At 44.4% G+C, this 16547-nt stretch carries 12 protein-coding genes; 8 read left to right on the forward strand and 4 right to left on the reverse strand.

The genetic code is table 11. The features are described 5' to 3' along the window. Positions 1 to 511: 511 nt before the first annotated feature. Positions 512 to 1273: a TatD family hydrolase gene (locus tag KJB35_RS10510; RefSeq protein WP_017821949.1), complete on the reverse strand. Its 762-nt coding sequence runs from the start codon at positions 1271 to 1273 to the stop codon at positions 512 to 514. Positions 1274 to 1457: 184 nt separating this feature from the next. Here KJB35_RS10510 and hemB point away from each other — a divergent pair, with 184 nt between their 5' ends. The 3 genes from hemB (at position 1458) to polA (ending at position 6487) form a co-directional block, all read left to right on the forward strand. After that, on the forward strand, positions 1458 to 2519 hold the full coding sequence (gene hemB, locus KJB35_RS10515; protein WP_031777176.1) for a porphobilinogen synthase: 1062 nt from the start codon (positions 1458 to 1460) through the stop codon (positions 2517 to 2519). Between the two features lie 127 nt (positions 2520 to 2646). After that, the gene (locus KJB35_RS10520) at positions 2647 to 3081 is read left to right on the forward strand and encodes a GNAT family N-acetyltransferase (protein ID WP_170890697.1); all 435 of its coding nucleotides are present in this window, start codon (positions 2647 to 2649) and stop codon (positions 3079 to 3081) included. Between the two features lie 619 nt (positions 3082 to 3700). Then, positions 3701 to 6487 carry a DNA polymerase I gene (polA, locus tag KJB35_RS10525; RefSeq protein WP_005379246.1) on the forward strand — a complete coding sequence of 929 codons (2787 nt, stop codon included), beginning with the start codon at positions 3701 to 3703 and terminating at the stop codon, positions 6485 to 6487. Between the two features lie 747 nt (positions 6488 to 7234). On the opposite strand, the gene yihA is transcribed toward polA, so the two are convergent. Further along, positions 7235 to 7894, reverse strand: coding sequence for a ribosome biogenesis GTP-binding protein YihA/YsxC (gene yihA, locus KJB35_RS10530; RefSeq protein ID WP_064353516.1), 660 nt, complete (start codon positions 7892 to 7894; stop codon positions 7235 to 7237). A gap of 159 nt (positions 7895 to 8053) precedes the next feature. Here yihA and KJB35_RS10535 point away from each other — a divergent pair, with 159 nt between their 5' ends. The 5 genes from KJB35_RS10535 to hemN all read left to right on the forward strand — a co-directional run bounded on the left by KJB35_RS10535 (position 8054) and on the right by hemN (position 12762). Further along, positions 8054 to 8671 (forward strand): cytochrome c, encoded by a 618-nt coding sequence (locus KJB35_RS10535; RefSeq protein WP_005379248.1) that lies wholly within the window; start codon positions 8054 to 8056, stop codon positions 8669 to 8671. Between the two features lie 838 nt (positions 8672 to 9509). Further along, complete coding sequence (locus KJB35_RS10540; RefSeq protein ID WP_005379250.1) at positions 9510 to 10148, forward strand: class I SAM-dependent methyltransferase; 639 nt, start codon at positions 9510 to 9512, stop codon at positions 10146 to 10148. Continuing rightward, positions 10148 to 10690 carry a Der GTPase-activating protein YihI gene (yihI, locus tag KJB35_RS10545; RefSeq protein WP_005379252.1) on the forward strand — a complete coding sequence of 181 codons (543 nt, stop codon included), beginning with the start codon at positions 10148 to 10150 and terminating at the stop codon, positions 10688 to 10690. Before KJB35_RS10540 ends, yihI begins: the two co-directional genes overlap by 1 nt. A 7-nt stretch (positions 10691 to 10697) precedes the next feature. After that, positions 10698 to 11186, forward strand: a complete 489-nt coding sequence (locus tag KJB35_RS10550; protein WP_005379254.1) for a DUF2489 domain-containing protein — start codon at positions 10698 to 10700, stop codon at positions 11184 to 11186. 184 nt (positions 11187 to 11370) lie between these two features. Continuing rightward, entirely contained in the window at positions 11371 to 12762 is a 1392-nt protein-coding gene (gene hemN / locus KJB35_RS10555) for an oxygen-independent coproporphyrinogen III oxidase (RefSeq protein ID WP_017635016.1), read from the forward strand. Between the two features lie 69 nt (positions 12763 to 12831). Here the strand turns inward: hemN and add are convergent, their stop codons facing one another. Both add and KJB35_RS10565 read right to left on the reverse strand, forming a co-directional pair. Continuing rightward, complete coding sequence (gene add, locus KJB35_RS10560; protein ID WP_170897472.1) at positions 12832 to 13836, reverse strand: adenosine deaminase; 1005 nt, start codon at positions 13834 to 13836, stop codon at positions 12832 to 12834. 147 nt (positions 13837 to 13983) lie between these two features. Continuing rightward, on the reverse strand, positions 13984 to 16530 hold the full coding sequence (locus tag KJB35_RS10565) for an EAL domain-containing protein (protein ID WP_054701153.1): 2547 nt from the start codon (positions 16528 to 16530) through the stop codon (positions 13984 to 13986). Positions 16531 to 16547: the final 17 nt, after the last annotated feature.

Genomic DNA, 16547 nt, shown 5'->3' on the forward strand with positions numbered 1-16547 from the left:
TCATAACACTCTCCAATTTTTTTGGGGGGGAAAGTGTCAACCTTATTTAGGACGGCACATAGATGTGAAAAGCGGCTCAATTGAGCCGCTTTTTTTTGCGGTTGGTTTTTTCTTGGGCTAATTACTTAACTTTCATGACGTAACCACATTTTGTGCATACGTATACTTCCTTGATGCCCAGCAGCTTTTGAAAAAAACTGCGCGGTACGCGTTGTAAGTAAGCACCATGTGTACACACTTCAACTTCCATATTCATGCTGTTTTACATTTGTGCTAATTAATGGGCGTAAATCAGTATAGAAAAATAATGTGTCGAGTTGTCGACAGTTTTGCAAAGCGGACGAAGTAAAGTGACGATATGAGAAGTAAGTAGAGTTGCTAGTTAATTATTATGTTTATCAATAATTTTGTATGGATTGTTCTACTATTTCAACGGGTTGAATCGTTCATTCAATAGTTTAGGTGATAAAAAAGCGACGTTGATTTCGTCGCTTTTTTCAATTCTCGTGAATTAAATATTAAACAGCTTTTTGGCATTCTCAGTCGTTATGGCATCGATGGTTGCGATGTCGACATCACGCAAGTCGGCAACACGTTGTGCAACGAGAGAAGTGTAGGCTGGTTCATTACGTTTACCACGGTGTGGCACAGGCGCTAAATATGGACAGTCGGTTTCTAAAATGACCCACTGCATATCCAAATGTGGAATGACTTTATCCATCCCGCCATTCTTAAAGGTCGATACGCCACCCAAGCCTAAGTGGAAGCCTAGCTCATTGATTGCTTGCGCTTCTTCTAAGCTGCCTCCAAAACAGTGGAATACACCACGCAGACGACCATCTTGCTCTTGTCTTAGCAAAGTGAGTGTTTCTTCAATCGAATCACGAGTGTGGATAACGACTGGTAAGTCCATCTCTTTTGCCCAGTTAAGTTGAGCTACGAACGCCATTTCTTGCTCAGCACGATAGGTTTTATCCCAATACAGGTCGATACCGATTTCGCCCACCGCAATAAACTTGTGTTTCTCAAACCAACCGCGGATGATCTCCAACGTTTGTTCAACATTGCTGTCCACATAACAAGGGTGGAGTCCCATCATTGAGTGGCACACGTCAGGATATGCCGCTTCGGTTTGTAGCATGGGCTCAATAGAGTCCAGATCGATGTTTGGCAACAGGATTTTATTAATGCCTTGCGTTAAGGCGCGTTGTACTACTTCATCGCGGTCGTTATCAAATTCGCTGGCATAGATGTGCGCGTGGGTATCGATCATCGTTACTCTCTGTGCTTCATAGTTGGTTTCGTATTCGAAGTATACTTGAGTGTGAGTGCTGGGTCATTTTCAGTTTTTTTCATTACCTTTTTCCAGATTGTCACTCGCAACATGCATCAAGAGTGATATGATTTTGTTCACCAGATGATTTGATCATCATAACCGTCCAGACAAGGAGAAAATGGTGTCTGTATCAATTCAAGGTCCATTCCCTGCACGCCGTATGCGTCGTTTACGTAAGCACGATTTTAGTCGTCGTTTGATGGCTGAGAACCAACTTTCTGTTAATGATCTGATTTACCCAATGTTCATTCTTATGGGTAAAGATCGTCGTGAGAGCGTGGAGTCCATGCCGGGTGTAGAGCGTTTGTCGATTGATTTAATGCTAGAAGAAGCACAATACCTTGCAAATCTAGGCGTTCCAGCAATCGCGCTTTTCCCTGTCGTAAACCAAGACGCTAAAAGCTTATGTGCTACTGAAGCCTACAACCCAGAAGGTTTGGTTCAGCGAGCAGTACGAGCGCTTAAAGAACACATTCCTCAAATTGGTGTAATCACAGACGTGGCACTCGACCCATTCACGACACATGGCCAAGACGGCATCATCGATGAAGATGGCTACGTAATGAATGATGAAACCACAGAAGTATTGGTTAAGCAGGCTTTGTCTCATGCAGAAGCGGGTGCTGACGTAGTCGCGCCTTCAGACATGATGGATGGCCGAATTGGTAAGATCCGCGAAGCATTAGAAAACGCGGGCTACATTCATACTCAAATCATGGCTTACTCGGCTAAGTACGCATCGAACTACTACGGACCATTCCGTGATGCGGTTGGCTCTTCTTCAAATCTAAAAGGCGGCAACAAGAAAAACTACCAAATGGACCCAGCAAACATTGATGAAGCGATTCACGAAGTGGCGCTAGACATCAATGAAGGTGCGGACATGGTGATGGTTAAACCTGGTATGCCATACTTAGATGTAGTTCGCCGAGTAAAAACTGAACTTCAAGTACCGACATTTGCTTATCAAGTCTCTGGCGAGTACGCGATGCATAAAGCGGCGATCATGAATGGCTGGCTCAAAGAGCGTGAAATTGTGATGGAATCACTATTGTGCTTCAAACGTGCAGGTGCAGATGGCATCTTAACGTACTTTGCGAAAGACGTTGCTGAGTGGTTGGCAGAAGAGAATGCACAAACTGCTCAACACCTAAATCGTACTCCGGAAGCGACAGAAGAGTAATTATCGCTCAGTGAGAAATACCAGACCAACAAGAGTTGTTCGTCTGTATATACCCAAGTAACCTCAGGCGGATTACAACAGTAACGATCCAAGGTGCTTGGGTATTTTTATTTTGGAGAAGAGAATAATGACAATGCTGATTCGTGAAGGCACATTGGAAGAAGCACTTCAAGTTGTGGCACATGTTACCGAGTTTTCGAAAGGAGAAACGGTAGACTCCATGACTCAACGTTTAGAAGAGAAAAACAGTTTAATCCTCGTTGCAGAAAAAAATGGCACGATTGTCGGCTTCAAAATAGGTTACGAATTAGAGGATGGTGTTTTCTATAGCTGGTTAGGTGGTGTTGTCCCTGAAGCTCGAAATGAAGGCGTGGCACAACTGCTTTTGGAAGCTCAAGAGGATTGGGTGGCAGAACAAGGCTACAACACATTAAAAGTGAAATCTCGAAACCAGTTTCCTGCTATGCTTCGTTTGTTATTGAGAAATGGCTACATCATTGAAAAATTTGAAGAAAAAGTAAATCTTCGAGAATCTCGAGTGCATTTCATTAAAGCAATGTGAAAATAAATGAGATTTTTTCTCATTTAACTGTTGACTACGAAATGAGAATCATTATTATTAAACCTGTCTTAGGGAATGAGGAAAGTTCACAAGGACGTTGAGTGACTTATTAACAGAAGTTAATTAACTGAAAGTTGAGAAGTGATGAAACATTTTTCCGAGAACTTGCACGAATTCTTTTTGACACGACATTGCTCACATTGCTTCCAGTGTAATTTATAGCTTCTTGGTTAAGCTGCTCTATCTACAGAATTTGCTTTACCACTTCTGCTAGGCGACCCCATTCGGGTCGCTTTTTTCTTTTCTACGATTTCTATTTGACGTCACTATTAATATCTTTTCCACATGCGATGATCATTTTAGGATCGTTGATCTTCTCGCCGTTGTGCGAATTTGTTATTATAAATCAATGGTTTGAATCGATGTTTTCTTGTGTTTTTTGTTATTGGATAACCAGTGGATAATTTCTATAAACAGAGTTATCCACAGGGGTTGGTGTTTTCGTGAATAAAGTCGGAAAAATTTACGCGACCTAGATCGAGCGAACAAGATAGATTCGGATCAGCAGTCATGGCATCCTAGGCAGATCTCTCAAGTACTGAATTGGATACAGACAATTATGGCAAGTATTCCTGAAAATCCGTTGATCCTTATCGACGGCTCTTCTTACCTATATCGCGCTTTTCACGCCTACCCGGGCACCATGAGCAATGGTGAAATTCCAACTAATGCCGTTTACGGCGTCGTGAACATGTTACGCAGCATGATGCGTCAGTTTGCGTCTGAGCGCATCGCGGTGGTTTTCGATGCAAAGGGAAAAACCTTTCGTGATGATATGTATGCAGAATACAAAGCTAATCGTCCGCCAATGCCGGATGACCTGCGTTGTCAAATTGAACCATTACACAATGTTATTCGTGCAATGGGTTTGCCGCTGATCTGTGTTCCTGGCGTCGAGGCGGATGACGTCATCGGTACGTTAGCATACCAAGCATCACAAAAGGGCATGCCTGTATTGATCAGTACTGGTGATAAAGACATGGCGCAGCTAGTGGATGATAACATTACCTTGATCAACACCATGACGAACGTCGTAATGGATCGTGAAGGTGTGGTTGAAAAGTTTGGCATTCCACCTGAGTTGATCATCGACTACTTAGCACTGATGGGCGATAAAGTAGATAACATTCCTGGTGTACCGGGTGTCGGTGATAAAACAGCGACCGCACTACTGCAAGGTATTGGTGGTCTGACGAAGTTGTATGAAAACCTCGATGATATTGCAGGGCTTGGTTTCCGTGGTTCTAAAACCATGGCGAAAAAGCTCATCGACAACAAAGAAAATGCCATGCTTTCGTATGAGCTCGCGACCATCAAATTGGATGTTGAGCTTGAGGAAACGCCAGAATCATTGCTGAAAGCGGAACCAAATAAAGACGAATTAGTGAAGCTGTATGGCCAACTGACGTTTAAATCTTGGTTGAATGAACTACTTGAAGGCGGTTCTGGATCAGTGGAGGCCGTAGAGCTTGCAGGATCTTCACAAGCTTCTTCTTCTCAAGCCGAGATGGAAACTTCTGCGGTAACAATCGATCGCAGCCAATATGAAACAATTCTGGATAAAGAAACCTTCAATGCTTGGCTAGATAAACTTCAAACGGCTGAGCTGTTTGCATTTGATACGGAGACCGATAACCTAGATTACATGCTAGCGAATCTAGTTGGTTTGTCATTCGCTGTCGATGAAGGTATTGCGGCTTATGTGCCAGTTGCACATGACTATTTAGATGCGCCTGAACAGCTTGATCGTGATTGGGTACTAGAACAGCTGAAGCCAATTCTTGAAGATGCAGCGAAAGCAAAAGTCGGTCAAAACTTAAAGTATGATGCGTCTGTACTCGCTCGTTACGACATTGAGCTAAAAGGTATCAAGCACGACACGATGTTGGAATCGTATATCTACAACAGTGTCGGCGGTAAACACGATATGGACAGCTTGGCGCTTCGCTTCCTACAGCACAGCTGCATTTCTTTTGAGCAAATTGCAGGTAAAGGCAAAAATCAGCTTACGTTTAACCAAATCGAACTGGAACAAGCATCGCCATACGCGGCAGAAGATGCGGATGTGACCCTTCGTCTGCACAATCGCTTGTTTGCTAATATCGAGCAGGATGAAAGCCTGAAGACAGTTTACGAAGAGATTGAAATGCCGTTGGTGCCAGTTCTTTCGCGCATTGAACGCACTGGGGTCTTTATCGATGAAATGAAGCTGAGTGCGCAGTCGGTCGAGATTACCGCTCGCCTTGATGAGCTTGAAAAGAAAGCGTACGAAATTGCAGAGCAAGAGTTTAACATGAACTCGCCAAAGCAATTACAAGCCATCCTATTTGAAAAAATGGGTTTACCGGTTGTGAAGAAAACGCCATCAGGCACACCATCGACGAATGAAGAAGTTCTGCAAGAACTCGCGCTAGACTACCCACTACCAAAACTGATTTTGGAATACCGTGGTTTGGCGAAGCTAAAATCAACTTACACCGACAAACTGCCGAAGATGATCAACCCATCAACGGGGCGCGTGCATACTTCTTACCACCAAGCAGTGACTGCAACGGGTCGTCTATCTTCTACTGATCCGAACTTACAGAACATTCCAATTCGTAACGAAGCTGGCCGTCGTATTCGTCAAGCGTTTGTCGCGCCATCAGGGCATAAAATCTTAGCGGTCGACTACTCGCAAATCGAACTTCGCATCATGGCGCACCTTTCTGGTGACCAAGCGTTATTGGATGCATTCCGTGATGGCAAAGATATCCACGCGGCAACCGCAGCAGAAATCATGGGTGTTTCTATTGAAGACGTTTCAAGTGAGCAACGTCGTCGTGCGAAAGCGGTTAATTTCGGTCTTATTTACGGCATGAGTGCGTTTGGTTTGGCGAAGCAATTAGGCATTCCTCGTGGTGAGGCTCAAGCGTACATGGACACATACTTTGAACGTTACCCAGGCGTGATGCAGTACATGGAAGACACACGCAGCACGGCAGCAGATAAAGGGTATGTTGAAACGATTTTTGGTCGACGTTTGCATTTACCAGAAATCAAATCGCGCAACGGGATGCGTCGTAAAGCTGCTGAACGTGCGGCAATCAACGCACCAATGCAAGGTACGGCTGCGGACATCATTAAGAAAGCGATGCTGTTGGTTGATCAGTGGATTCAGGAAGAAGGCAATGGTCGTGTGAAGTTATTAATGCAAGTACACGATGAATTGGTCTTTGAAGTTGAAGAGTCATCATTGTCCGAAATTGAAAGTAAAGTACAGAAATTGATGGAATCTGCAGCAGAGCTAAAAGTACCGTTGGTTGCAGAAGCAGGTCACGGTGATAACTGGGATCAAGCTCATTAGTCACTTTTAGACCAAAATAACCAATTAATTATGAGCCAGCGCACAAACGCTGGCTTTTTTTTGAGATTAAAAAAGCTAGCGCAAAGTTAACTTTGATGTTGCTTAATAAAAATTTCATGAAAAAAAACTACAAAAATTCTTTGCAATTCTGACCAATTGTTGTACATTAATACTCGTAGGGTACAGAGGTAAGATGTTCTATCTTTCAGACCTTTTGTTTCACGTTATTGGATTAGGCTGATTCAGCCGCCCCAGTCAGTTTTTGACTGGGGCGTTTTTTATTGGGCGAAAGAAAATTATTCTTTTGGATCAGTAGCTTAAAGTAAGCCTTTAAAAACCTTCTTTTTTGACCTTTCTAAGTCACTGCAAAATCTCGATTTTTCCTTCAAATTTATTGCGTTATTCATCCTGTAAATTTACGCCAGTCACACTATTATTTTTTCTTGAAGGAAACTAAGTTACATCTTTTTGAAGCTTTGCTTGGCTTAACTGTCTGAATTGTAATGCTATTGGGTGTTTTGGGAGTGAATGTTTGGTGATAAACAGGAAACAAGAGCGCTTTTTAACCTATTGAAATCGAATCTCAGTTCAGCAATGCTTCGTCACATAACAATAATTACCAATTTTTCTCTCCCGTTATCCCTGCCAGGAAGGCGGGGATTTTTATTGCCTGTTATTTAGTTCAGATAAACAAAAGCCCCACCAAATGGCAGGGCCGTGTCGAAGAAATTTAACAAATATTGTTAATTATTCTTCATCGCTCGCTGGTGTCTCTTGCTCGTCTTCTTCTATCAGGTGCGCTAGTGCTGGTGCAAACCAGGTATCCAGTTTTGCACGTAGCTGATCGACACCTAATCCTTTAAGTGAGGAGAACACATCAACAGAAACGTCACCACCGAAAGTTTCTACTTGCTTACGAACTTTCAGTAGAGTTTGTTTGCGTGCACCACTTTTTAGTTTATCTGCTTTGGTTAGCAAAACTTGCACAGGAATGTGGCTATCGATGGCCCAGAAAATCATTTGTTGGTCGAGATCTTTCATTGGATGACGAATGTCCATTAGAACCACTAAGCCTTTTAGGCACTCGCGTTTCTGTAGGTATTCACCCAAAGATTTCTGCCATTTGTTTTTCATTTCTACCGGTACTTGAGCAAAACCGTATCCAGGTAGATCGACAATGTGACAACCTTCTTCTACTTTGAAAAGGTTGATTAATTGCGTACGACCAGGTGTCTTTGATGTCTTGGCTAAGCTTTTTTGATTAGTTAGACGGTTAAGTGCACTCGATTTACCAGCGTTTGAGCGTCCTGCAAACGCAATTTCGACACCTTCGTCTTCCGGCAGGTGACGAATATCGGGTGCGCTGGTGATGAAATGCGTATTTTGGTAATGAATTTTTACGCTCACTGTTAACTCCATCTCGACTTTGTGTAGTCGATTGATTACTTTTTTGTGAAAATGTGTAAAATAACCGTGCTCGGCATAAGGTCGCCTATTGTACCATGAGTGTACGCGGTATGTTCACATTCCGTGGTACTGGAAGCTTGATAATTATAATGGAATGTCATGAAGAAATTAGCGCTAATTTTGAGTCTTTTAGCCAGTTGCTCAGTATGGGCCCAAGGTAATATTGAGGCTGGTAAAGCAAAATCACAAACCTGTGTCGCCTGTCACGGAGCAGATGGCAACAGTGCAATAACAACGTACCCGAAACTCGCAGGCCAACACGCTAAGTATCTTGAGAAGCAGTTAAAAGAACTTAAGCTAGGCATGACAAGTGGTGGTAAACAAGGTCGTTACGATCCTGTAATGAGTGGTATGGCAATGCCACTGAGCGATGAAGATATCGCAGACCTATCTGCTTACTACGCTTCGCTACCAGTTTCAGAAAACTCAACACCTGAAGATGTAGTAGCAAAAGGCAAAACGCTTTATACCGCTGGTGATGCCGAGCGTGGCCTAACCGCATGTATTGCATGTCATGGTCCTCGTGGCAATGGTACTGAGCTTTCAGGTTTCCCGAAAATTTCTGGTCAGCATGCTGACTACATCAAAGCTCAGCTAGAAAAATTCCGTGATGGTGACCGTGGTAATGATATGAATGCCATGATGCGCGACATCGCGAAGAAAATGACAGACGAAGATATCGAAGTGCTGTCTAAATACGTTGGCGGTCTGCACTAATATACCTAAATCGCTCAAGATCCTGCATCTTGAGCTGGTTGGGTAGATGTCCCTACATCGTTCGAGCAACTTGTACAAAAATGCCCTAGTGAATCCACTAGGGCATTTTTGTTCGTGACAGATATCACAGTCGAGTTTGGATGCGAAAGCGATAGTTGGCTCGGCAGTTTGTGAGACATTTGCCATACTTGATGTTGGCTTTTTCTTGTTAGTGCTTTTAAGTTTTTGATTAAATGATAATTTTGATTTTTTAGAAAAATAGGCGGATTATTTTTTCAACCCATTACTTGTGAGCATAACGGGATGGCGTAAAGTAGAAGTCGTTCACAGGGAGTGAATGTAAGGATTTAAGACCACGGTTTAGGTCTCCAAGGATGTAGCTCGGATGCTTGGTGATTTAGAAAGGGATTTAGATAGGTAGGGAGCCTATCAGATAAGGATGGTCATCTCGTCTGACGGTTAAGACAGTGAAACGGATCAGGCACAGGAAGTTGCTCAGTAGACAGGAAGTAAACGGATAGCCAAAACTCATCAGGAAGATGAAAAACAACTCTTTTTGGCAGGGAAAGCTCTAAAAACAAAGGGATCATTGGTGCACCAAATGTGTGCAACACAGTTTCGCCAATTGATGGCACTTAGAAAGCGACAGTCTGACTGTCGCTTTTTTTATATCCGTTGACTTGCTCGGTCGTAACTTGAATTGAGATTACTGCACTTATTTAGCTTTATAGGTTGTAAACAAAGTTTTTTAATAAAAATTGCTGAAAAAATACTCAACAACACTCCAATCCGAGTTCACTTTCTGGTATGTTTCGCATCCCTGTTTGAGGAAGTCAGCATGCATACCTGTCCTTTATGCCAAAATCAGCGCACTCACCATTATTTTGAAGATAAGCGTCGTGAATATCTTCAATGTGAGCAGTGCAGCTTGGTATTCGTAAATCCAGACCAACGTTTGGATGCGGAAAGCGAAAAAGCTCACTATGATCTGCATGAGAACAACCCCGATGATTTGGGTTACCGACGCTTTTTGTCGCGTATTGCTGACCCGATCACAGAGCGAATTTCTCCACAATCAAATGGTATCGACTTTGGTTGTGGTCCTGGCCCAACGCTCTCCTTGATGCTGGAAGAGGCGGGGCACAACATGGCGTTGTACGATCTCTACTACCACCCTGATACGTCGGTTTTAGAAAAAACGTACGACTTCATGACAGCAACAGAGGTGATAGAGCACCTCTACCACCCAGATTTGGTGTGGAAGCAATGGTTGAATTTAGTTAAGCCAGGGGGCTGGATAGGCCTGATGACGAAAATGGTCATCGACGTGGAGGCTTTCAAATCATGGCATTATAAGAACGATCTCACTCACGTAGTGTTCTTTAGTCGTGACACGTTCCAGTTCCTAGCAGAGCGGGATAAGCTCGAACTCGAATTTATTGGTAATGATGTAATTTTACTGAGGAAACCCCAGTAATGAGCCGTAGTAAAAAATCTAGAAAACCGGGTGCCGCTGGTGCACCTGAGTTTGTTGTAACTCGTAACCGTACAGAATCTGATGTGGAAGGCCGCTTACGCAAGCGTGCTAAAAAGCGTAAAGGTCTGAAAACGGGTAACCGTAACTCAGAAGTTAACGAGCAGAAAAAGCAAGCTGCTGCACAAAATCGCGACCCGCGCTTAGGCAGCAAAAAGAAAATACCTCTGATTGTTGAACCTGCGAAGAAAATGACGAAGCAAGAGCGTCGTTTGTCGGCAGAGCAAGAACTAGAGATGCTAGAAAATGACGCGCAATTGAACGTGTTGCTAGACCGTATTGAAGCGGGTGAAAACCTGGGCACAGGTCTACAGAAATTCGTCGATGAGAAACTCGATCGCATTGAGAAGCTAATGGACCAACTAGGTTTGTTGGAACCTGAAGAAGAGGAAGACTTCACTGCACCTGCTGAGAAAAGCACGCGCAACGATGATGACTTGCTGGCAGATTTCGACGACATTAATTTCGACGACTATAAAGGATAATTAAGCTATGAATGTAACCTTATTAGCTATTGCTGGTGTTGTGATTATCATCGCACTCGCTTCTTATGCAGGTTACCTTCTGCTTCAATTGAAAAAGCAAAAGGAATTGCAGCTGAAGCATCAAAAATTGGCGATAGACAAACGTAACGCCAACATTTTTGAGAATGTGCATACCTTGTGTCAGGCGGGCATTCAAGGGCAGTGCGATTTATCTGAAATCAGTATCCGTGTGTATAACATCATGGATTATGTACAAGGTGAAGACCGCGTTGATTTCGATAAAACGTACCCTGCGATTTCTGAGCTTTACCACATAGTGAAAGATATGGCGCGTGGCGAAGAACGCCAACAACTTGCCAAGAAAGAGCGTATGCAACAGAACTTGACGCGTCATAAAGCGGAAAGCCGCCTCACTGATGCGATTATTGAGGAGCTCAAAGTGTTGCAGAAAAACGTCCAGCCACTGAATAATCAAATCAATATTCAGATGATTTAAGCGCGACCCCCAATAGTCTCCTTATGGCTAATGGGGGTATCGTGATCACGCTAGCACTTCTTTAGTTTTATACTTAAAAAGCCAGTCGGCGTTGCCACGCTTGTCATCGTCGTATGGCAAAATAGCGGCTCTGAATATCGGGTGACGGCTTTCGTTGCCCTAGCATTTAACGGAAAGTACCACCATGTCGAATCAACACACTGAATCGAAACAGCAAATCGTCTGGGATCAAGCGGTATTGGATAAGTACAACTATTCCGGGCCTCGTTATACGTCGTACCCAACGGCGCTGGAGTTTCATGAAGCGTTCACCATTTCTGATTATGATATGGCATGCACTCAATACCCAGAACGCCCATTATCGCTGTACGTACACATTCCGTTCTGTCACAAGCTTTGTTACTACTGTGGATGTAATAAAGTCATTACACGCCATTCGCACAAAGCGGATGAATACCTCGACGTGCTTGAACACGAAATTCGTCAACGTGCTGCATTACTTGTTGGTCGCACCGTGACGCAATTGCATTTTGGTGGTGGTACACCGACGTTTCTCTCTGAAAAGCAAATCACGCGTGTAATGAGCCTGCTACGCCAAGAGTTTACTTTTAGCAGCGATGCTGAAATCAGTATCGAGGTTGACCCGCGTGAAATCGAGCTGACCATGCTGGATCATCTGCGTAGTGAAGGCTTCAATCGCTTGAGCATCGGTGTTCAGGACTTCAACAAAGAAGTACAAAAGTTGGTGAATCGTGAGCAAGATGAAGAGTTCATCGTTGCGATGGTTGCGCGCGCAAAAGAGTTAGGCTTTCGTTCGACGAACCTAGATTTAATTTACGGTTTACCGAAGCAGACCAAAGAATCTTTTGCCAAGACTCTAGAACAAGTGCTAGAGATGCAGCCGGGCCGTCTATCCGTGTTTAACTACGCGCACATGCCACAGCTATTTGCAGCGCAGCGTAAGATTAAAGACGAAGACCTGCCAAAGGCAGAAGAGAAGATGGCAATTCTGCAAGACACCATCGCGACACTGACTGGTGCTGGCTACCAATTTATCGGTATGGACCATTTTGCTTTGCCGGACGATGAACTTGCTGTTGCCCAGCGCGAAGGTATTTTGCATCGCAATTTCCAAGGCTACACCACACAAGGTGAATGTGACTTGGTTGGCTTTGGTGTTTCTGCAATCTCGATGATCGGCGATGCGTACGCGCAAAACCAGAAAGAGCTGAAGAAATACTACGCTCAAGTCAACGAACTTCGTCACGCTCTATGGAAAGGGGTCTCTCTGGACTCCGATGATTTGCTCCGTCGTGAAGTGATTAAGCAGCTGATTTGTAACTTCAAGTTAGACAAGAAAGCCATTGAGTCTGAGTTTAAAGTGAAGTTTGATCAGTACTTTAAAGAAGACTTACAGCTACTTCAGACCTTCATCAACGATGAGCTGGTGGAAGTGGATGACAATGAAATTCGTGTGACGCTGCGAGGTCGTTTGTTGATCCGTAATATTTGTATGAGCTTCGATAAGTACCTGCGAGCGAAGGCGCGTCAGCAACAATTCTCTCGTGTTATTTAATCAGAGATACAGATTCAAGATATAAAAAATGCCAGCAGATGCTGGCATTTTTTTATGTTTTCGCTGGATTTAAGCGCGATCTTTTACTTTTTCTCTCAGTTCCGCTTTTTCTGCTTCTGAAAGGAACGCAATCTCAAGGCCATTGATTTGCGCTTGGCGAATCTGGTCTTGGCTCAGACCAGCGGCTGGTGCTGCTACTTCGTATTCGTATGGCAGTTCGATGCCTTCAACCGCTGGATCGTCAGTGTTCAGACACGCAAGAACGCCATGCTCTAGGAACTGCTTGAGAGGGTGGTTTTCTAGCGTTTCTACCGTACTTGTTTGGTAGTTTGACGTCAGGCAAGATTCAATACCAATGCGGTTTTCTGCTAGGTAATCCATCAGTTTTGGATCGTGAATCGCTTTTACGCCGTGACCGATACGAGTTGCGCCCAGCTCATTGATTGCTTGCCACATGCTCTCTGCACCTGCTGCTTCACCAGCATGGACCGTTACCCCAAGGCCAGCATCGCGTACTTGCTTGAAGTGAGACACAAAGCGATCACCCGGTTGGCCTAGCTCGTCACCCGCAAGGTCGACGGCTACGATGTGATCTTTCTGGCTCAGAATGCCGTCCAGTTCTTGTTGACATGCGTCAGTGCCAAATGTGCGACTCATGATACCGATCAGGTTGGCTTTCACGCCAAAATCGCGCATACCCGCTTGCACACCGTCCACGACGGCTTCAACAACCCCCTCTACTGGTAGTTTGTGTTTCATCGCCATGTAGTAAGGAGAGAAACGCAGCTCTGCGTAATCGATTTGTGCGTTTAGCGCGTCTTCTACGTTTTCGTACGCGACACGACGACATGCATCTAGATCGCCCAGTACAGCAACACCCCAGTCGAGCTTAGAAAGGAAAGCAACAAGAGAGGGTTCCGCTTCGACAATTTGAACGTGAGGAGTGAGAGACTCAATATCGTACGCTGGTAGGGCAATGCCAAACTTTTGGCCTAGCTCAAGAATCGTTTTAGTACGAATGTTACCGTCGAGGTGACGGTGCAAATCAGTAAGAGGAAGGTTCTTCGTTATCATTTTGTCGATCCGGATAGTTATGAACTGGAACAGGGCCCAAACATCATCTGTGACAATACATGGGTAAGATTTGCAGTTAAGTATAAATAACAGTTGGGTAGATTGTCAGTAGAGGATGACTAGGAAATCAACGATTCTCGCTCTTTTCTACTTCATGTTCACCAAATGTGTTGGCCATTCTTCTAGTGGCATAGGGCGGCTGTAGTAGAAGCCTTGCACCTGATTACAGCCTAAAGAGCGCAGTAATTGTGCTTGATTGCTATCCTCGACACCTTCCGCGACGACATTAGTTTTGAGACCTGCTGTGATATTGATGACGGCAGCGACGACTGAACTGTTTAAGTTTTCTTGTGTGAGTTGATTGATGAAGGTGCGATCAATCTTCAAGCAGGTAAACGGCAGAGAGTGGAGGTAACCCAGTGATGAGTAGCCGGTGCCAAAGTCATCTATCGCGATACCAATACCCATTTCACGCAGTTTAGTCATATTTTCTAGTGTGGTCGGTGCGCTATCAATGATACGTGATTCTGTGATCTCTAGTGTGAGGTTACTTGCTGGTAATTTCGTGATATCCAATACGCTTGTCACCGTATCAACAAAACTTGGGCAGGATAGTTGATTAACGGAGATATTCACATGCAGTTGGAAGTCCGACGGCCACTGTTTGCTTTCGATCGCTTGGTAAGTGTCGCGACAAGCTTGTAACAGAATCTGTTGGCCGATGGCTTTGATCATGCCGCTTTCTTCCGCGATTGGGATAAAATCTAATGGTGACACCATACCTGAGTCGCTATGCCAACGCGCAAGTGCTTCGGCGCCACACACTGTGCCACTGACGAGATCCACAATCGGTTGGTAATGAGGAATAAACTCTCGGTTTTCAATGCCAGTTTGGATCTTGGTCAGCATTTGCGTACGAAACTTTGAAGCGCTCGCTAGTTCTGGGCTGTAGTGACAAACACCAGTCAGTGAGTCTTGTTTAGCGTAACTTAATGCGATGCTGGCGTTGCGTAACCATAAAGGCATGGTTTCGTTTGGCTGGGTTTGTACAATACCAAGTGAAATCTTCATCACTACATTCTCGCCTTCCACCATAAATGGGGTGGAAAAGAGTTGCTGTAATCGACGCTCGGTTTGTTTAATTTTGGTTTCAGTGTCGACATTTGAGAGAAACACCGCGAACTCATCACCACCAACCCGAGCCAATAATGCGTTGTCACGAAACTGCTGTTTTAACCTTTCAGCGATGCTGACCAACAGCTGGTCGCCGTTGTGATGACCCACACTGTCGTTGATATCTCTAAATTTGTTGATACCAAGTAAAAATAAACTGCCGTGACAAAGATCAGACTGATTTTCACAGATTTCGACCAAACCCTGACGACTATATAAGCGTGTTAGAGAGTCATAAACCAACTGTTCACGCAATGCTTTGAATGAAGCTCTTAGATTGTTCGCCATTTCATTAAAAGCATGAACCAGTACGGTTGTCTCATACACATAACCAGGCTTTGGCATGCCGCTATCCCAATCCCCATTTGCCAGGTGCTGAGCGGCGGCGGCCGTCGCGTTAATTGGTCTGGTAACTCGGTTGAAAATGATCCAACTGATGGCGATCCCAAATAGGCTTACAATAATGCCAACGAGCCAACTCTCTTGCTGGCTTTTCGGTAACAGGCCGAGAAGCTCGGACTCCGAAATGGAGGTGCCGATAAACCATGTTAAGCCATCTTGGTCTCGATACGGGGTTAGCCGACTGAAAATACGTTGGCCATCATGTTCAAATGAAAAAGTATAAGGTTGCTTGGTGTTGTTGAGATCGAAAGACCGGACGCGGCTCGCACTGATTTTGATGATCGGGTCTGCGTTTTCAGCGGCAAGCAAACGCTGCCCTTTATCCGAAAATTTTGTGCCCCATGAGATGACGCTTCCCGGGCCTGAGTGAGCGATTAAACGATGATCTGGGTCCATGATGTAGACCGACGCTTTAGTGTTGTATTTTAACTCGCGCAGGAACTCGTTGAATGTATTGATACGAATGTCTGTCACCAAAACACCAGCAAATTGGTCGTGTTTGTACACCGGCGTCATGGCTGATAGCGTAATATCCTGGCGTTCATCAGCGTTGGTATAAATTTCAGACCAAGTGGCGTTTTGGCTCTCTGCAACGGGCTTATACCATGGGCGAGTGCGAGGATCGTATTGGGAGATAACCGTTCGAATGTTGTTACTCACATGGTTGGTTCCATAAATAACCAGATCACCATCGGTGTAGCGATCTTGCACCATTAAGGTGTAATCGTCGGAAAGCTCGCGGCGAAAGCCTGCAAAGTCGCCGTTTTCTGAACCAAATGCGATTACATCCAACTGCGGTATCGATTGGTAAAGATTTTTGAATGCACTTAGCAGGTAGTTTTGAATGTCTGAGGTATCGTGAGGGCGATAAAGGTTGTGATAGCTGACGTTGTGCGCGAGAGCCATAACCGCAGTAAAAGGCTTACGTAGATAGCTATTGAGGTGGTCGTGGACACTTTCGGTTAACACGGAAAGTTGCTTGTCACTGATATCCGTGACCACTTCTTCGTAACTTTGTTTTTGGACGTAGACAATGACACCGATCGCCAGTAAGAAGATCATGACAAATGGAATCAGAACAGCAGTACGCAGTGTAATTTGAGTCGTAGCAGTAGACATCGCCTAATCACATAGAT

This window comes from Vibrio sp. D431a (assembly GCF_030248655.1).
GTDB lineage: Bacteria > Pseudomonadota > Gammaproteobacteria > Enterobacterales > Vibrionaceae > Vibrio > Vibrio alginolyticus.

Bases quoted from the DNA above. Each gene is read 5' to 3' on its own strand.
- yihI (WP_005379252.1), top strand. From the start codon at position 10,148: ATGAGCCGTAGTAAAAAATCTAGAAAACCGGGTGCCGCTGGTGCACCT.
- polA (WP_005379246.1), top strand. From the start codon at position 3,701: ATGGCAAGTATTCCTGAAAATCCGTTGATCCTTATCGACGGCTCTTCT.
- KJB35_RS10510 (WP_017821949.1), bottom strand. From the start codon at position 1,273: ATGATCGATACCCACGCGCACATCTATGCCAGCGAATTTGATAACGAC.
- KJB35_RS10540 (WP_005379250.1), top strand. From the start codon at position 9,510: ATGCATACCTGTCCTTTATGCCAAAATCAGCGCACTCACCATTATTTT.
- hemN (WP_017635016.1), top strand. From the start codon at position 11,371: ATGTCGAATCAACACACTGAATCGAAACAGCAAATCGTCTGGGATCAA.
- add (WP_170897472.1), bottom strand. From the start codon at position 13,836: ATGATAACGAAGAACCTTCCTCTTACTGATTTGCACCGTCACCTCGAC.
- KJB35_RS10535 (WP_005379248.1), top strand. From the start codon at position 8,054: ATGAAGAAATTAGCGCTAATTTTGAGTCTTTTAGCCAGTTGCTCAGTA.
- KJB35_RS10550 (WP_005379254.1), top strand. From the start codon at position 10,698: ATGAATGTAACCTTATTAGCTATTGCTGGTGTTGTGATTATCATCGCA.
- KJB35_RS10520 (WP_170890697.1), top strand. From the start codon at position 2,647: ATGACAATGCTGATTCGTGAAGGCACATTGGAAGAAGCACTTCAAGTT.
- KJB35_RS10565 (WP_054701153.1), bottom strand. From the start codon at position 16,530: ATGTCTACTGCTACGACTCAAATTACACTGCGTACTGCTGTTCTGATT.